The organism is Paractinoplanes rishiriensis (genome assembly GCF_016862375.1).
In the GTDB taxonomy this organism is placed as follows: Bacteria; Actinomycetota; Actinomycetes; order Mycobacteriales; family Micromonosporaceae; genus Actinoplanes; species Actinoplanes rishiriensis.
In genome coordinates this window covers 1-16,239 of the sequence record NZ_BOMV01000027.1, presented here as the reverse complement: position 1 = coordinate 16,239, position 16,239 = coordinate 1, and the positions used below count along the sequence as shown (strand labels likewise).

Here is a 16,239-nt window from a genome sequence, read left to right as displayed (position 1 = left end):
AACCCCGGTCAGTGGGTGGTGGATTCCAGGAACGCTGCCAGGTCGTGGGTTACCGCCTGGGAGTGCTGGGCCGCCAGGCCCAGGTCGCGGGAAATGTTGGCGTTGGTGACCGTCTGTTGCTCGACGGCGACCGCCACCGCGCCTTGGCTGTCCCGGGCCGTGTTCACGATGTCGGCGATCTTGGTCATGTCCTGGGCTGCGGTCTGGCTCAGCACCTGAATGTTCTCGATGAGTTCGCCGATTCGCTCGGTGGCGTCCTGAGTAGCGCTGGACAGGTCCTTGACCTCGCCGGCCACCACCGCGAAGCCCTTGCCCGTCTCGCCGGCCCGGGCCGCCTCGATGGTGGCGTTGAGCGCCAGCAGGTTGGTCTGCCGGGCGATCTGCGAGATCGTGGTGACCACCTCGTTAATCTGCTCGGACGCCTCGTTCAGGTTCTCCATGGTCCGGGCCGCGGTTTCCACCACCGACGCCGCGTCGCTGACCACGGCGCTGGCCTGGCTGCCGTTGCGGGCGATGTCGTTGACCGTGGCCGACATCTGCTCCATGGCGGTGGCCACCGACTCGATCGCGCTGCTGACCTCCTGGTTCTTGCCGACGGTCTCGGCCAGCCGGGTGGTCACGGCCTGTGCCTGGTGCTGGGCCGCGACCTTGTCGGAGATGTCCTGCCACGCCACGATGTAGCCGGCCACCTGACCGGACGGGTCGGTGATCCGGTTGATCTCGGTGTCCAGGGTGACCGACCCGAACGTGAACTGCGCCTGCCGGGGCAGCGCCGACGGGTCGTGCAGGATGCGCTCGATCCGGGCCGGGTCGTGGTGGAACCGGTGGATGCTCCCGCCGAGCAGGTCGTGCGCCGACACCCCGAAGACCCGCTGGATCTCGCCGGTCAGGTTCCGCACCGTCCGCAGCGCCATCGGGTTCGCGTACACCAGGTTCAGGTCGCGGTCGGCGATGAAAACGTTGGCCTGCACGCTGTCGAGCGCGGCGACCGCCGGGATCCCGGGAACGATGTCTCCGACCGGCTGGTCCGCAAAGAGCGAAGGCTTCCGCCGGTCCGACAACTGTTGAAAACCCAACATTTCACCACCAATCGGTCTATTCCCACCAAGAATAGGGATCGAAGAGTCCCCACTTAGCCGGAATCCCGAAACCGCCTCACGCGGTCAGGGCCAGGTGGTGGGCCTCGACCGCGCCGTGCAGGGGCTCGCCGCGCAGGAAGCGGCCGATCTCGGCGGTGGCGAACTCGCCCAGCCGGCGTACCTCGCGGCCCTGCGCGCCGGCCAGGTGCGGGGTGACGAAGACGTTCGGCAGTTCCAGCAGGGGGTGGCCGGGCGGCAGCGGCTCCGGATCGGTGACGTCGAGGACCGCGGAGAGCCGGCCCGACGCGCACTCCGGCACCAGCGCGTCGGTGTCCACCAGCGAGCCCCGGGCCGTGTTGATGAGGACGGCGCCGTCCGGCAGCAGGGCCAGCCGGCGGCGGTCGATCAGGTGGCGGGTCTCGGGCAGCGCCGGCGCGTGGATGGTCAGCAGGTTGCTGCGCCGGCACAGGGTGTCCAGGTCGACCAGTTCGGTGCCCAGTTGGCGGGCCTGCCGGGCGGTCACCGTGGGGTCGTAGAGCAGCGGCGTCACCGCGAAACGTTCCAGCCAGGACAGCACCAGGCGGCCGATCCGGGACGCGCCGACCACGCCGACCGTGCAACCGGTCAGGCCGGAGTCGAGGTGCCGGTCGCCGGGCCGGCCGTAGTCGCGGGACCGGACGAACGCGTTCTTGGCGCCCAGGATCAGGGCAGCCACCGTGTACTCGGCGACCGGGACCGCGTTGGCCGACGCGGCCGAGGACACCGCGAGACCGCGCTCGAACACGACCGGGTCGAGGTGGTTCTTCACCGTGCCGGCGGCGTGGAAGCAGGCCCGCAGCCGGGGGGCCGCGTCCAGCACCCGGGCGTCGATCCGCGGGCAGCCCCACCCGGTGATCAGGACTTCCGCCTCGCGCAGCGGCCCCGGATCCCGGAACGAGGTGAGCGCCACCGCCGGGTCGATGTCGACGAGGCGGGTGAGGCGGTGCAGCACGTCGGGCGGGAACGCGCCGTCACGGGCCCACGGTTGGAGGGCGAAGACGGCAACCGGTCGGACGGTCACGGGACGCTCCAGGTCGTAGAGGTAAAACGTATCCTACTTTCGTTCCCCTGAATATTGGCATATTGACATGCCTCCGACGCGTGTGTTGCGATCCCGGCTTAGTAAACGGTTCCATGCGTCCGTCCTCGACGTACTAGGAGTTTCCGCCGTGCCCCAAGTAAGCAGACGCACCGTCCTCGCCTCCGCAGCCGCTGGTGCCGCGGCGATCCTGCCGTTCTCCAGCAAAGCCGCCGCGACGCAGATAAAGGCCGCCGTCCCCACCGACCTGAAGGGCCACGAGCCGGTCCCGCTGCGCTGGCTCGAGGGCGGCACCCCGGCCGAGCTCGCCGCCGGCACGACCTGGGGCGTCCCCTGGCCACGCGGCGCCTTCGGCCCCGACCAGCAGTTCACCGTCACCACCGCGGCCGGCGCGGCGGTGCCGGTGCAGACCTGGCCCACCGCCTGGTGGCCGGACGGCTCCCTGAAGTGGACCGCGCACGCGGTCAGCGGAGCCGCCGGCCGTGCCGAGACCTATCAGCTCGCGGCCGGCGCACCGGCCGCACCGGAGACGCCGATCACGGTCACCGCCGGCAAGCAGATCACCGTCGACACCGGCGTGATCGCGGTGACCTTCGCGCGGTCCGGCGAGCACGTGGTCACCGCGATCCGGCGCGGCGAGACGATCATCGCGAAGGACGGCCGGCTGGTCGCGTCCAGTCAGGACCGGCCGAGCAGCGAGGGCGGCGCCACGGTCCGCACCGAGTCGTTCACCGGCGTCGTCGACTCGGTGAAGGTCGAGCAGAAAGGGCCGGTCCGCGCCGTCGTCAAGGTCGAGGGCAAGCACCGCCGCGGGCGGCACGCGTGGCTCCCGTACGTGCTCAGGTTCTATCTCTTTGCCGGTTCTGACGCGATCCGCGTGGTGCACACCTTCTTCTACGACGGCAACGAGCAGAAGTCCTTCATCAGCGGTCTGGGCGTGCAGTTCACCGTGCCGATGCGCGGCGAGCCGCACGACCGGCACGTCCGGTTCGCCGGCGAGGGCAACGGCGTGCTGGCCGAGGCGGTGCGCGGCATCACCGGGCTGCGGCGCGATCCGGGCGCGGCCGTCCGGCAGGCACAGTACGAGGGCAAAGCCACCCCGGACCCGGCCACCTGGGACCAGCGGGTGACCACCCGGCTGCATTGGATCCCCACCTGGGACGACTACAGCCTGCGCCAGCTCAACGCGCACGGCTTCGAGATCCACAAGCGGACCAAGCCGGGGCACACCTGGATCCGGGTGGACGGCGGCGGCCGGGCGTCCGGGCTGGCCTACGTCGGTTCGCCGACCGGTGGCCTGGCCTTCGGCATGCGCAACTTCTGGCAGCTGCACCCCACCGAGCTGGAGATCGGCGGCGCCGCCACCGAGGAGGCCACTGCCACCGTCTGGATGTGGTCACCCCGGGCCGAGGCGATGGACCTGCGCTTCTTCCACGACGGCCTGGGGCAGGACACGTACCCGGAACAGCTGGACGCCCTGGAGATCACGTACGAGGACTACGAACCCGGCTTCGGCACCCCGTACGGCGTCGCCCGCACCACCGAGCTGACCTTCTGGGCGCTGGGCGCCACCCCGACGAGCGAGCGGTTCAGCCAGCTGGCCGCCGCCAACGCCACTCCCCCGCTGCTGGCCAGCAGCCCGCAGCACAACCACTCGGCCGGCGTCTTCGGCTCGTGGGCGCCCGTGGACCGGTCCGCACCCGCCAAGGTGGTGATCGAAGACAAGCTCGCCCAGATGCACGCCGCCCACCTGGTGCAGACCGACCAGCAGTCCTGGTACGGGTTCTGGGACTACGGCGACATCATGCACAGCTACGACGGCACCCGGCACACCTGGTCGTACGACGTCGGCGGCTACGCCTGGGACAACTCCGAGCTGTCCACCGACCTGTGGCTCTGGTACCACTACCTGCGCACCGGCGACGCCAAGGCCTACCGGTACGCCGAGGCGATGACCCGGCACACCAGCGAGGTCGACACCTACCACCTCGGCAAGTGGCGTGGCCTGGGCACCCGGCACGGCGTCCTGCACTGGGCGGACAGCGCCAAGCAGGTCCGCATCAGCAACGCCGGCTACAAGCGCTTCCTCTACTACCTGACGGCCGACGAGCGGCTCGGCGACGTCATGCACTCACTGATCGACTCGGACCGCACCTTCCTGGTGCTGAATCCGGGCCGCAAGCTGACCACCGAACCGTTCGAGCCGGACCCCGCGAAACTGCTCGTCGGCACCACCACCGACTGGGGTGCGCTGGCGATGGCCTGGCTCACCGAATGGGAACGCAACGGCGACCCGATCGCCCGCACCAAGCTGATCAACGGCGCCACCACCATCGCGGCCATGCCCAACCACTGGGTGCAGGGTGGCCGCACCTACAACCTGGCCGACGGCCGGTTCACCCAGACCGGCGAGAACTCGGTGTCGGTCGGCAGCCTCAGCTCGGTGTTCGGGCTCATCGAGCTGATGACCGAGCTGATCCCGCTGATCGACGACGAGACCGTGCGGAAGCAGTGGGTCGCGTTCTGCCGGCTCTACAACTCGCCGGTGGCCGATCAGATCGCCGAAACCGGCGCCACCTGGGGCAACCTCAACCTCCGCCAGGCCTATTCACGGGCCACCGCGTACGCCTCCCGGCAGCTCGGCGACGAGACGCTGGCCCGGCGGGCCTGGCAGGAGCTGCGCACGGGGCACGCCGGCTACCCGGAGAGCCACTCGTTCGCGACCCGCCGCATCGAGGGCCCACTCGTGCTCAACCCGATCGACGAAGCCGGCATCTCGGCCAACGCCAGCGCGCAGTACGGCCTCGCGGCCATCCAGTGCCTCGCGCTCGTCCCCGACCAGATCTGACCTTGGAACGGATCCCATGAAGATAAGAAGGCTGGCGGCAGCCGCTCTCGCCCTGTCCACCGCCCTCACGGTCACCGCCTGCGGTGACGACGAGCAGGCGGCCGACCTCGACACCCTCACCATCATGTCCAATCTGCACGGCACCGCGCCGAACCCGAACGGCGAGATGCAGAAGGCCGTCGAGGCGCTGATCGGCAAGAAGCTCGACATCACCTGGGTCCCGAACCCGGACTACGGCGACAAGAGCAACGTCACGCTCGCGTCCAACAAGCTGCCCGACATCATGGTCGCCAACGAGAAGGCGCCGGCCTTCATCAAGGCGGCCGAGGCGGGCGCGTTCTGGGACCTCACCGGCAAGCTGGACCAGTACGAGAACCTCAAGCCGGCCGACCCGCAGATCGCCAAGAACGTCCAGGTCAACGGCAAGACCTGGGGCATCTACCGGGCCCGTCCGCTGCTCCGCTCGTCGGTCACCTACCGCAAGGACTGGCTCGCCAAGGTCGGCCTGCCCGAGCCGGAGTCGGTCCCGGACCTCTACAAAGTCGCCAAGGCGTTCACCGAGCAGGACCCCGACGGCAACGGCAAGAAGGACACGTACGGGCTCATCATCCCGAAGTGGCCCGGCGGCTACAGCAGCTCCAGCCCCTACGACGCGTTCGAGACCTGGCACGGGGCGCCGAACGGCTGGGGCGAGCGCAACGGCAAGCTGGTGCCCGGCTTCGACACCGAGGAGTTCCTGACCGCGAACCGCGAGCTCAAGAAGTGGATCGACGAGGGCCTGGTCAACCCCGACTTCGCGACGCTCGACACCGGCAACTGGATGGACCCGTTCGTGCAGGGCAAGGGCGGCATCATCATCGACGTCAACATCAAGTCCACCGACCTGTTCAACCTGTTCAAGGAGAAGGACCCCAAGGACTTCGACAAGGTCGTGCAGACCGGCAACCTCAAGCGCGCCGACGGCCAGAAGTTCTCCCTGCCGTTCTCCGGCTACCTCAACGTGCTCGCCATCTCCAAGCAGAGGATCAAGACCGAGGAGCAGCTGAACGAGGTGCTGGCCGTGCTCAACAAGCTGCAGTCCAAGGAGGGTTCGGTCCTGCTCACCAACGGCATCGAGGGCCGCAACTTCAAGGCCGAGGGCGAATACGCGGTCCCGATCAACCAGGAGGACCCGGCCGTCAAGCTGATCGAGAACGACGTGGACAAGGCGTTCATCCAGCTCGGCACCCGGTCCAGCGTCGGCACGACCGCGTACGAGGAGAAGCCCGTCGACGAGGCGAAGGCCGCGCTGATCGAGGAGCGCAAGCAGTTGATGGTGGAGGACCTCAAGACGGCCGTGCACAACCCGGCTCTCGGCGTGGTCGCCCCCACCGCGGTGCAGGTGGGCGCCAACATCGAAAAGATCGTCTCGGACGCCCGGGTCAAGTACCTGTCCGGCACGATCGACGAGGCCGGCCTGAAGGCCGAGATCCAGCGCTGGTACGACGGCGGCGGGACGAAGATCGCGCAGGAGGTCAACGAACTGGTAAAGAAGTAGGCCGGAGCTTTTCATCGGGAGGTCTGCATGCTGGTCGACTGGCCATTGGAGCAGTTGCGGAAGTACGCGCCGGAGCGCGAGGAACCGGGCGACTTCGACTCGTTCTGGGCCGCGACCAGGCAACAGGCGCGCGACAAGGCGAGGCCCGCGGAGTTCGTGCCGTACGACGCGGGCCTGGCCACCGTCGAGGTCTTCGACGTGACCTACTCCGGCTTCGACGGCCAGCCGGTGCGGGGCTGGTTCGTGCTGCCGCGCGGCACCGAGGGGCCGCTGCCCTGCGTCGTGCAGTACATCGGCTACAACGGCGCGCGGGGGCTGGCGCACGAGTGGCTGACCTGGAGCGCGGCCGGCTACGCGCATTTCGTGATGGACACCCGCGGGCAGGGCAGCAACGGCTCGCAGGCCGGCGACACCCCCGACCCGGACCCGAGCGGCACGCCGCAGACACCCGGGTTCATGACCAGGGGCGTCACGTCGCCGGAGGCGTACTACTACCGGCGGGTGTTCACCGACGCGGTCCGGGCCGTCGACACGGTCCGCGACCACCCGGCGGTCGACCCGGCCCGGGTGGTCGTCTCCGGCGGCAGCCAGGGCGGCGGCATCGCGCTGGCCGCCGCCGGGCTGTCCGACGGCCTGGCCGGGGTGCTGGTGGACGTGCCGTTCCTGTGCCACTACCGGCGGGCCACCGAGATCACCAACGAATACCCGTACGGCGAACTGGTCGCGTACCTGAAAACCCACCGCGACCAGGTCGACCAGGTCTTCACGACGCTGAGCTACTGCGACGGCGTCAACTTCGCCGCCCGGGCGACCGCGCCGACGCTGTTCTCGGTCGCGCTGATGGACGCGGTGTGCCCGCCGTCGACGGTCTTCGCGGCGTACAACCACTACGCCGGCCAGAAGGAGATCACCGTGTGGCCCTACAACGGCCACGAGGGCGGCGGCGCCTTCAACGTCGGCGCCCAGTTGCGCTACGTGGCCAAGCTGCTCGCCTAGACAGACGCGCAGCCCTCGTAACCCGGACGCTCGCTAGCCGGCGGGCTCCGGGCGGTGCACGCCGCGTGGCCGGTAGCCGAGACCTTCCGCCACCCCGGCCAGGTCGGCGAGATACCAGAGGACGGCCAGCCACATCTCGGTGCCCTGCAGGCCCGGTACGGTGGCCGGGTCGCCGGTCGTGGTCGGGTGCGGCGCCCGGAAGCCGAACCCCTGCCCGTCGGTCCAGTGCCCGAGAGCGTCCCGCAGCAGCCCGCGCGCCAGCCCGGCCACCTCGTCGGCGCGATGCGCGGTCTGCTGCCGGGCGAGCCAGAGCGGATGCGCGATGTCCAGGATGTTGCAGGCGTTCTGCCGCTCCGGCCGGATGACCCGCACGTCCGCGGCATGTGTCAAGACGGTGTCGACAACCCGTTCCGGATACGGGACCGGCAGCCCGAACTGGGCGAACGTCCCCCGCGCCGCCCGGTAGAAGCCGTTCACCGGTTGCAGCAGGCCGTCCACCGGCCGGCCGCTCCCCCACATGCCGGTGGCCGGGTCGGCGTGCGCGAGCAACCACCCGAACAGCGCCTCGGTCGCTCCCGGCCGTCCGCGCTCGCCCATGGCCCGGTTCCAGTGCACGGCCGTGCCCAGGATGTCGACCCAGTGCCCGGCACTCCACGCGCTGGTCCGCCACGGTTGCCGCTCCAGCCCGGCGACGATCTCCTCGGCGCCGGCCGCGGCCACCACCCGGACCGGCTCCGGAAACCGGCTCCCCAGCAGGTCGAGCGCGTAGCCCACGCACAAGACGTGATACCCGGCGGCCTCGTCGAACAGCCCCGGCTCCGGCCGCTCCTGCCCGCCGCCGGACCGCAGCGCCCCGACCATCCCGGTGTCCGGGTCCTGCCACTCCCGGAGCCGCCGCACCTGCGCCTCGGCGGGCAGGTGCCGAGGCGCCTCCCCCAGCAGCAGATCAGCAATCTCGACGGCGTCACATTGTGCCCGCACGGTGGGCGCTTCGCCGGGGCGGTCGACAAACAGCCCGTCCACGAAGCACCGGTCGAGAATCGCCTCAGCCTGCTCGCGCGCCCTGGTCGCGAACCCTGCAACCGCCCCGGCCACATCACCCCGGCGGTCCCAGCTCTCGCCTTCCGCGGCCTTGCCGGATAAATCGGATTTCGGCTGGGTGGTCGAGGCGGCATCGCCGGACAATCCGCCCGCCGGTGGGACCCTCCACTTCAGAATCCGCGCCGGGTTGCCGCCCACCACCGCGCCCGCCGGCACGTCCCTGGTGACCACCGCCCCCGCGGCCACCACCGCCCGGTCACCGACGGTCACGCCGTCCAGGATCACCACGTGCGACCCGATCCAGACGTCGTCACCGATCCGGATGCCCCGGCTGGTGAGCGGCTGCCGGTGCACCTCGACGTCCGGATCAGTCATGGTGTGGTTGAACCCGAGCAGCGACGTGTGCGCCCCGATCCGCACCGCATCGCCCAGCACAATGCTTCCCCGGATGACCGTGTACGGGTTCATCGTGCAGTCCCGCCCCGCCCGCAGTTCCCCGGTGAGATAGGCCCCGGCCGCGATGTAACTCCCCGGCCCGAGGGTCAGCTGGTCGTTCTGCACCGAGGCCAGTGCGGAGACAAAACAGCGCTCCCCGAAGTCGTACGCCAGCCCGTCCTGCAGGTCGAGTTGGCGCTTCTGCTCGTCCTCATCCGCCTCCGACCAGAACAGCCACGGCGAGTAGTCGAATCGCATTCCTCCGGTCTACCACCCGGATCAGTCCGTCCGGCCCCAGAGGTCGTGCGGATTGCGGCCGGGGCGGAAGCCGTGTGCGGACGCCATTTCCGCGGCCTCGGCGAAAGCGTGCGCCACCAGTTCCGGCGTATGCGCATCGCTGCCGAACGTCACCGCCTCCCCGCCCTCCTCGTGCCACCACCGCAGGATCGCCGGGTGCAGCGGAATGCGGGTGTTGATTTCCAGGGCGCGGCCGGACGTCGCGGTGGCCCGCAGCGCGTACCGGAACTCGTCCTCGAAAAGCCACGGATCGAACGGGCCGGCGCGCAGCGGCCACGAGCGGACCGGGTAGTCGATGTGGGCCAGCACCTCGAATGCCGCGTCGGTGGCGACCATCTCGGCCACGCCGGCCAGGTAATCGCGGACCACCGGCGGGGCGTCGCGGTACTGGTAGAGGTTCCACGGCTCGGTGTAACTGTCGCCGAACGGCAGGCAGTGCAGCGAGCCCAGCAGCCGGTCGAACGGACCGGCCGCCAGCACCTCGGCGCAGGCCGCGGCGTGCCAGTGCGGCTCGCCCATCTCGACGCCGCTCAGAATGCGCAGCGACGGAAACATCTCGCGGCAGCGCGCGATCGCCGCCAGATAGCCGGGCGCGTCAAATGCGGGTGGCGTCAGAATGCCGGCGTCGGTTGTCCGGGGGCAAAGACACCAACACGACCTCCGTCGGATAGCTTTCTCAGGTGTTGCTCCGCGCCGCCCGCCTCCCGGATCTGCCCGCCCTGCTGGACGTGCAGGAGGCCGGCGCCGTACTCGCCCTGCATTCCATCTTTCCGCAGGACACCCACCCGTTCCCGCGTGCCGATCTGGAAAGGCGCTGGGCGGCCGAGATCGCGCACCCGGACATCGACGTCCACGTGATCGAACGGATCCCCGGCCGGATCGAGGGTTTTGTCGCGATCCGCGGTGCCGAACTGCTGCATTTCGGCACCGCCGTCGACACCTGGGGCACCGGCCTCGCCGCCGGGGCCCATGCCGAAATCGTGGCGAAGCTGGAGGCGCCCGCGTTCCTGCGGGTCTTCGAGGAGAACCACCGCGCCCGCCGCTTCTACGAGAAAATGGGCTGGCGCCGCACCGCCTGGCAGAGCCGCAGTTCGTTCGCCCCGCATCCGGTGCTGTTGCGTTACGAACTTGATCTCGACCTTTAGACACCCGGCGATAATCTGAGTGCCATGGGGAGCGAGCGGTATCAACGTCTGGACCTCCTGGGCGACGGCGGGATGGGTCAGGTCTGGCGTGGGCGCGACACCGTGCTGCAGCGCGAGGTGGCGCTCAAGATGCCGTTGCCGCTGCTCGCCGGCGATCCCCTGTTCGTCGAGCGGTTCCGGCGCGAGGCCCGCACGATGGCCAGCGTCAAGCACGACAACGTGATCGACATCTACGACGTGTGGGACGCGCCGGACGGGCCGCTCATCGTGATGGAGTACGTGACCGGCGGCTCGCTGGCCGGCCTGCTGAGCGAGCGGCGGCTGGCACCGGCCGAGGCGATGACGATCATGGCGCAGGCGGCCCGGGCGCTGGACGCGGCGCACCGGCGGGGCGTGATCCACCGCGACATCAAGCCGGCCAACCTGCTCCTGCGCAGCCCCGACGAGGACGACGAGGAGGCCGGCCGCATCCGGGTGGTGCTCACCGACTTCGGCATCGCCCAGACGCCGACCGCCAGCGTGCTCACCCAGCAGGGGCAGGATCTGGGCACCGCGACCTACATGGCACCGGAACTCTTCGAGGGTTCCGGCGCCTCGCCGCAGTCCGACATCTATTCGCTCGGCATCGTCGCCTACGAATGCCTCACCGGCCGGCCGCCGTTCCACGCCGACAACGCGGTCGCGGTGGCCATGATGCACGTCAACAAGGCCCCCGACCCGCTGCCCGGCAACGTACCCGCGGGCGTACGGCACATTGTTGAAAAAGCCATGGCAAAGCAACCCCAGGAGCGGTACGCCTCGGCGGCCGACCTGGTGAAGGCGATCGAGACGGCCGGCTCGCCACGACCGGCGCCGGCCGTGCCCCGGCAACGAACTGCCCCGCCGCCGCAGCAGCCACCGCCGACCGCGATCCGGCCGCCCGGCACCGAGTACGGCCGCAAGCCGCCGCGACGGGCCCCGAAGGTGCTAGCCGTGATCGCGGCGCTGGCGCTGCTGGCGTCCGCGGCGGTGGGCATCAAGATCTACCGGGACCGCACCGTGGCCACCGGGACCACGACCGCCACCGGGGTGCCGCAGGACCTGCGCGCGTTCGCGCCCGGCTGGCCGTACGACAAATGCTCGCTGGACGGCCGGCCCGGCCAGGACCAGGCCGAACGCTGGAGCTGCAAGATCGACGACATCACCTGGCTCTATCTGATCCGCTACCGGCCGGGCGACTACCGCAATCAGAAACGCGAGCAGAACGACGGCATGGAGCCCAAGGCCGGCGCCGTCACGCTGGAGCGCGGCACGGCCACCACGCCCGACGGCAAGACCGGCCTCTACCGCGAGTACGAGGTGAACGTCGGCAACGCGGCCAAGCCGGACTGGCAGGACCAGATCTGGTTCGACAACCACCCGGTCAGCGACCCGCCGCTGGCCCTGCTGCTGCGCACCAAGCGGATGCCGGACACCGAGCAGTCGCTGGCCCGGCTGCGCAAGATCTGGCAGGACAACCGGTACAGCCGCCCGTCCTGACCGGAATTCAGGTGCGCAGCGTGTGGCTGGGCAGTTCGCCGAAGGTGGATTGGTAGACCGCGGTGAACCGGCTGGCCTTGGCGAAGCCCCAGCGACGGGCGATGGTGGCGACCGTGCTGCCGTCGCCCGGCTGGGCCGCCACCAGGTCGCGGTGCGCCCGGTGCAGGCGCACCCGGCGCAGGTAGGCCAGCGGCGTCAGGTCGAGGTGCCGGCGGAACGCGAGCTGAAGGGCCCGGACGCCGACACCCGAGGCGGCGGCCACCTCGGCGAGCGCCACCGGCCGGTCGGCGTTCGCGTCCATATAGGCGACGGCACGGCGTACCACCGCCGGCGTGACCCGGCCCGCGGCCGGCGCGCGTACCGCTGTCATGGTGGTGTTGGGAAAGGCCCGTAGCAGCGAGCCGGTGGCCAGCCGCAGCATCTGGTCGGCGACCAGCGGCGGCAGGTCCAGGTCGGCGGTGTTGAGCTGGCCCACCACGTAGTGCACGGTGGCGGCCCAGAACTCACGCATCGTCGTGGAGACCGGCATCACGGACAGGAACCGCAGGTCGACGGCGGGCAGCCCACTGACCTCCTCGGCGAGGCCGGCGGCGTAGGTGGGCGGCACTCGCAGGTACTGTATGCACGCGTTCTGGTAGTCGCAGTGGAACGGCGCCGCGAGCGGATAGAGAAAACTGTCGCCGGCGCCGACCGCAATGTCCTGGCCGCCGGACCGCAGCACCCCGTGCCCGTCCGTGAAAACGCCTGCGACCAGGAACGGCAGGGGTGGGACGTCGGCCGCGTACCGGGCACCGGAGACGTCGACCTGGTCGCCGCCCCAGTCCGCGACGCTGGTCGCGCGCACCTCGAACTGCACCTCGTCCGGGTCGGCGATGCGGATCCGGGCGCTGTGCTCGACCAGCCCGCTGATCACCTCGACCGCAGTGTCCTGATCGCGCGTCCACACAACGCTGCGCACCAGCCGATCCCGCATCGCGCGTCCTCCTTCACCGCCAGCATGCCCTAGCTACCGGGCGTTGAACGCGTCAGGCACGCCGGAGACTCGACCGCGGCCAGTCTGCCCGCCGCGATCGCCACCTGCCAGCCCCGCCCGGGAGACTCGGCCGCGGCCCCCGCCCGTCCCCTGGTCAGGCCCGCCCCGGAGACCCCGGCCGCAGCCAGTCCGCCCGTCTTGTCAGCCCCGTCCGGGAGAATCGGCCGCAGCCAGTCCGCCCGTCTTGTCAGCCCCGTCCGGGAGAATCGGCCGCAGCCAGTCCGCCGGCCACGATGGCCACCGCGAGCGGCCGCGCCACCTCCGGGACCACCGCCTCGGGCGGCCCGGTGACCAGCGCGAACAGCGCCCCGCCGTACATCACCAGCATGGTGAGGACCGCAGCCTGCGGGATCTGCAGCCCCAGCCCGGCGTGATGCTCGCCGGTGAAACCGGCCATCGCGGCCATCAACTCGTCGAGCGCCGCGGCCAGCGCCGGCCGCCGCAGCCCCTCCAGGCGCAGCTCGAAGACAGCCAGGTACCGCGCCCGCTGCGGTCCCGCGGCCAGCAGCAACGACTCCGCGATGAGGTCCACCGCGGACCCGCCACCCCGGACGGCCGCGGCCATGTCGGCCTGGTGCAGCGCCACGATCCGGTGGGCGGTGGCCACCAGCAGGGCCTCGCGGCTGCGGAAGTAGTTGGACGCGGTCCCGGCCGGCAGCCCGGCGCGGCGGTCGACGGCCCGGTGCGTCACGCCGTGCACGCCGGACTCGACGAGGAGGGCGATGGCGGCGTCGGCGAGCGCGGCCCGGCGCTCCTCGTTCGGTGGCGGCACCGGCTCATCCTATGACACCATTCGTAGTACAACGCTCGTAGTGAATGGGGAGGCGCCGTGAAAATCGTGATCGCCGGGGGCGGCATCGGCGGACTCGCGCTCGCCCGCGGCCTGGCCGGGTCCGGTCATCACGTACGGGTCCTCGAGCAGTCCCCCGGCCTGCGGACCGGCGGCGCGGCCGTGACGATCTTCAGCAACGGCGCGGCGGCGCTGGCCGGGCTGGGCGCGCCGCTCGCGGGCTTCGGCGGGCGGCTGGACACGCTGCGGTTCGACGCCGCCGACGGCCGCACGATCGTCACCGCCGACCTGTCCGTGCCGGCCCGGCGCACCGGCTTCCCGGTGACGTCGGTGCCCCGGGACCGACTGGTCGAGCATCTGGCGCGCGGTGTCGACGTGGAGTTCGGCCGCGAGATCGCCGGCGTCGACGTGCACCGCAACGGGGTGACGGCCGTCGACACCAACGGTGACCATCACGAGGCCGACGTCCTGGTCGGTGCGGACGGTCACCGGTCCGCGGTCCGTCGCGCCATCCTCGACCCGGCGCCCGCCGCCCCCAACGAGTGGACCACCTGGCAGGGCCTCACCCCCGCGCTGCCCGACCTGGCGGCCGGCACGACCGGCGTCTGCGTGGTCGGCGACGCCGGACTGGTCGGCATGCTGCCCTCGGGCGACGGCCTGCTGATGTGGTGGTTCGACGTGCACCGGCCGCTGGACGGGCCGCTGGCCGCCCGTTTCGCCGGTTACGGCCCGCTGGTCGGGCGGCTCCTCGACCAGGTCCGCGACGATCAGGCCGCGTCGTTCGGGCACGTGACGCACCGCGTACCGGATCATTGGGGTTGCGGGTCTGCCACGCTGCTGGGCGACGCCGCGCACGCGTTTCCGCCGACCCAGGCACAGGGCGCCAACCAGGCCCTCGAGGATGCGTGGTTGCTCAGCCGCACGCTGCGTGCCGACCCGGCGTCGATCCCCGGCACGCTCCGTCGCTACGAGTCGTTACGGGCCCGCCGTGTGCGCAAGGTCTCCCGGCGTGCGGCAAGCGAAAAGACCAACAAGCCAATGCCATTCCCGGTACGTGTCATCGCCGGCAGAATCCCGCCGGCCCTGATCGGCCGGGCCTACGCGGCGCAGCTGCGCGGCATCAGCAGCGTGCTCAACGACGAGTCGGTCTGACGTGGGTCGCCCGCCGCGCCTCGTACCAGTTCTCGCCCACCGGTTCGCCCGCCATGTTCCAGCTCCACGAAACCGAGGGCGTGATGCGCAGATAGAAACCGGGCCCCACCACGCCGACCCGCTCGACCGGCCCGTCGGCGTCGCCGTAGACCCGGATGCCCCGCGCGATGAACGGGTCGAACGACACCATGTCGTCGACGACCAGCGCGACCTTCAGCCGCCCGGCCGCGACGTTGCGGAATTTGCGGGTGCGCAGCACGGTTTCGCCCACCCCGCCCACCCAGAAGTCCACACCGTCGAACTCGAAACTCACCGGCATCGCGTCCGGCTGCTCGTCCGCGCCGAGCGTGGCCAGCCGGGCGAGCGGCTGCGACCGCAGATAGGCGATTTCCTCGCCGGTGAAGGACATGGCCTCATCCTGCACCAAGAGTCAAGTACGCGAAGCCCATGACATCCCGGTGCCCACGCAGCCACATACTCCGCTGATCGTCGAGCTTCTCCCGCACGGCCTGCGCCTCGAGGTGATCCGGGTGCGCCAGCAGCCACTCCTCCACGTCGGACGCCAGCCCCGACTCGAACTCGTCCCACTCGTCCCGGCTGACCGTCTCGATCCACAGCGGCCGGAACCCCGCGTCGATGGCCTTGTCGACCAGCCCCGCGAGATCGGTGCAGTCCCCGGCCGACGCCCCCGGCCACATCCGCGCGAGCCGCTCGGCGCTCGGCTCCCGCTCCCAGAACTCCGCCCCGAACAGCACCCGCCCGCCCGGCGCGACCATCTCCCGAAACGCGACCAGCGCGTCCCGCACGCTCCCGAAGGCGTGATACGCCCCCAGCGACAAAATCACATCAGCGGTACGCCGCAGCGTCCCCGCCTCCCCTTCGACAAAGGTGACCCGCTCCGCCAGCCCGGCCCGCTCGGCGTTGGCCCGCCCGCGCACGAGATCCGGCCCGTGCACATCGACCCCGACCCCGGTGGCGCCGGGCGTCGCCGCCAGTATCCGCAGCAGCAGTTCCCCCCACCCACACCCGAAGTCGACCACCGTGCCCGGCCCGGCCGCCGCCAGCCGCACCGCGATCCGACCGGCGCGGGCCTCCGACAGCGGCCCCATGAACTGCAGATGCGCCCCGTTACCAAGCGCAGGGGGTTCACTCACAGCCGCGACCCTAACGACTACCCCACCCCAAGCAACATCGATTTCCCACCCGGTCCCCACCGCGCCCCGCCCCCCACCGCGCTGCACCCCGCCCCGCCCCACCCCACCGCGCCCCACCCCACCGCGCCCCACCCCA

14 protein-coding genes are annotated in these 16,239 nt (G+C 70.8%); 6 read left to right on the top strand and 8 right to left on the bottom strand.

The genetic code is table 11. From position 1 onward, the window contains the following. Positions 1 to 8: 8 nt before the first annotated feature. Positions 9 to 1,079: a methyl-accepting chemotaxis protein gene (locus Ari01nite_RS14090; protein ID WP_203781671.1), complete on the bottom strand. Its 1,071-nt coding sequence runs from the start codon at positions 1,077 to 1,079 to the stop codon at positions 9 to 11. 76 nt (positions 1,080 to 1,155) lie between these two features. Next, positions 1,156 to 2,139 (bottom strand): hydroxyacid dehydrogenase, encoded by a 984-nt coding sequence (locus Ari01nite_RS14085; RefSeq protein ID WP_203781670.1) that lies wholly within the window; start codon positions 2,137 to 2,139, stop codon positions 1,156 to 1,158. A gap of 148 nt (positions 2,140 to 2,287) precedes the next feature. Here Ari01nite_RS14085 and Ari01nite_RS14080 point away from each other — a divergent pair, with 148 nt between their 5' ends. The 3 genes from Ari01nite_RS14080 to Ari01nite_RS14070 are packed head-to-tail and all read left to right on the top strand — an operon-like array spanning position 2,288 to position 7,538. Further along, positions 2,288 to 5,005 (top strand): exo-rhamnogalacturonan lyase family protein, encoded by a 2,718-nt coding sequence (locus Ari01nite_RS14080; protein WP_203781669.1) that lies wholly within the window; start codon positions 2,288 to 2,290, stop codon positions 5,003 to 5,005. A gap of 16 nt (positions 5,006 to 5,021) precedes the next feature. Beyond that, positions 5,022 to 6,542: an extracellular solute-binding protein gene (locus Ari01nite_RS14075; RefSeq protein ID WP_239162738.1), complete on the top strand. Its 1,521-nt coding sequence runs from the start codon at positions 5,022 to 5,024 to the stop codon at positions 6,540 to 6,542. 27 nt (positions 6,543 to 6,569) lie between these two features. Next, positions 6,570 to 7,538, top strand: a complete 969-nt coding sequence (locus Ari01nite_RS14070) for an acetylxylan esterase (protein ID WP_203781668.1) — start codon at positions 6,570 to 6,572, stop codon at positions 7,536 to 7,538. 33 nt (positions 7,539 to 7,571) lie between these two features. On the opposite strand, the gene Ari01nite_RS50880 is transcribed toward Ari01nite_RS14070, so the two are convergent. Both Ari01nite_RS50880 and Ari01nite_RS14060 read right to left on the bottom strand, forming a co-directional pair. Continuing rightward, complete coding sequence (locus Ari01nite_RS50880; RefSeq protein ID WP_203781667.1) at positions 7,572 to 9,272, bottom strand: acyltransferase; 1,701 nt, start codon at positions 9,270 to 9,272, stop codon at positions 7,572 to 7,574. Between the two features lie 21 nt (positions 9,273 to 9,293). Continuing rightward, positions 9,294 to 9,866, bottom strand: coding sequence for a PHP domain-containing protein (locus Ari01nite_RS14060; protein WP_203781666.1), 573 nt, complete (start codon positions 9,864 to 9,866; stop codon positions 9,294 to 9,296). Positions 9,867 to 9,991: 125 nt separating this feature from the next. On the opposite strand from Ari01nite_RS14060, the gene Ari01nite_RS14055 reads away from it, so the two are divergent. Both Ari01nite_RS14055 and Ari01nite_RS14050 read left to right on the top strand, forming a co-directional pair. Continuing rightward, the gene (locus Ari01nite_RS14055; protein ID WP_203781665.1) at positions 9,992 to 10,456 is read left to right on the top strand and encodes a GNAT family N-acetyltransferase; all 465 of its coding nucleotides are present in this window, start codon (positions 9,992 to 9,994) and stop codon (positions 10,454 to 10,456) included. 24 nt (positions 10,457 to 10,480) lie between these two features. Then, positions 10,481 to 11,974, top strand: coding sequence for a serine/threonine-protein kinase (locus tag Ari01nite_RS14050; RefSeq protein ID WP_203781664.1), 1,494 nt, complete (start codon positions 10,481 to 10,483; stop codon positions 11,972 to 11,974). Between the two features lie 7 nt (positions 11,975 to 11,981). On the opposite strand, the gene Ari01nite_RS14045 is transcribed toward Ari01nite_RS14050, so the two are convergent. Both Ari01nite_RS14045 and Ari01nite_RS14040 read right to left on the bottom strand, forming a co-directional pair. Then, entirely contained in the window at positions 11,982 to 12,947 is a 966-nt protein-coding gene (locus Ari01nite_RS14045; RefSeq protein WP_203781663.1) for an AraC family transcriptional regulator, read from the bottom strand. A 247-nt stretch (positions 12,948 to 13,194) separates the two neighbouring features. Next, entirely contained in the window at positions 13,195 to 13,779 is a 585-nt protein-coding gene (locus Ari01nite_RS14040) for a TetR/AcrR family transcriptional regulator (protein WP_203781662.1), read from the bottom strand. A gap of 57 nt (positions 13,780 to 13,836) precedes the next feature. Here Ari01nite_RS14040 and Ari01nite_RS14035 point away from each other — a divergent pair, with 57 nt between their 5' ends. After that, the gene (locus tag Ari01nite_RS14035) at positions 13,837 to 14,949 is read left to right on the top strand and encodes an FAD-dependent oxidoreductase (RefSeq protein WP_203781661.1); all 1,113 of its coding nucleotides are present in this window, start codon (positions 13,837 to 13,839) and stop codon (positions 14,947 to 14,949) included. Here the strand turns inward: Ari01nite_RS14035 and Ari01nite_RS14030 are convergent. Further along, positions 14,930 to 15,358, bottom strand: a complete 429-nt coding sequence (locus tag Ari01nite_RS14030) for a PPOX class F420-dependent oxidoreductase (RefSeq protein ID WP_203781660.1) — start codon at positions 15,356 to 15,358, stop codon at positions 14,930 to 14,932. The two genes, Ari01nite_RS14035 and Ari01nite_RS14030, sit on opposite strands and share 20 nt — an antisense overlap. Before the next feature lie 4 nt (positions 15,359 to 15,362). Continuing rightward, positions 15,363 to 16,103, bottom strand: coding sequence for an SAM-dependent methyltransferase (locus tag Ari01nite_RS14025; protein WP_203781659.1), 741 nt, complete (start codon positions 16,101 to 16,103; stop codon positions 15,363 to 15,365). Positions 16,104 to 16,239: the final 136 nt, after the last annotated feature.

What these genes read in the sequence shown, in the direction of transcription:
- Ari01nite_RS14090 (WP_203781671.1), bottom strand. Translation starts at nt 1,079, where the DNA reads ATGTTGGGTTTTCAACAGTTGTCGGACCGGCGGAAGCCTTCGCTCTTT.
- Ari01nite_RS14075 (WP_239162738.1), top strand. Translation starts at nt 5,022, where the DNA reads ATGAAGATAAGAAGGCTGGCGGCAGCCGCTCTCGCCCTGTCCACCGCC.
- Ari01nite_RS14070 (WP_203781668.1), top strand. Translation starts at nt 6,570, where the DNA reads ATGCTGGTCGACTGGCCATTGGAGCAGTTGCGGAAGTACGCGCCGGAG.
- Ari01nite_RS50880 (WP_203781667.1), bottom strand. Translation starts at nt 9,272, where the DNA reads ATGCGATTCGACTACTCGCCGTGGCTGTTCTGGTCGGAGGCGGATGAG.
- Ari01nite_RS14060 (WP_203781666.1), bottom strand. Translation starts at nt 9,866, where the DNA reads ATGTTTCCGTCGCTGCGCATTCTGAGCGGCGTCGAGATGGGCGAGCCG.
- Ari01nite_RS14050 (WP_203781664.1), top strand. Translation starts at nt 10,481, where the DNA reads ATGGGGAGCGAGCGGTATCAACGTCTGGACCTCCTGGGCGACGGCGGG.
- Ari01nite_RS14045 (WP_203781663.1), bottom strand. Translation starts at nt 12,947, where the DNA reads ATGCGGGATCGGCTGGTGCGCAGCGTTGTGTGGACGCGCGATCAGGAC.
- Ari01nite_RS14030 (WP_203781660.1), bottom strand. Translation starts at nt 15,358, where the DNA reads ATGTCCTTCACCGGCGAGGAAATCGCCTATCTGCGGTCGCAGCCGCTC.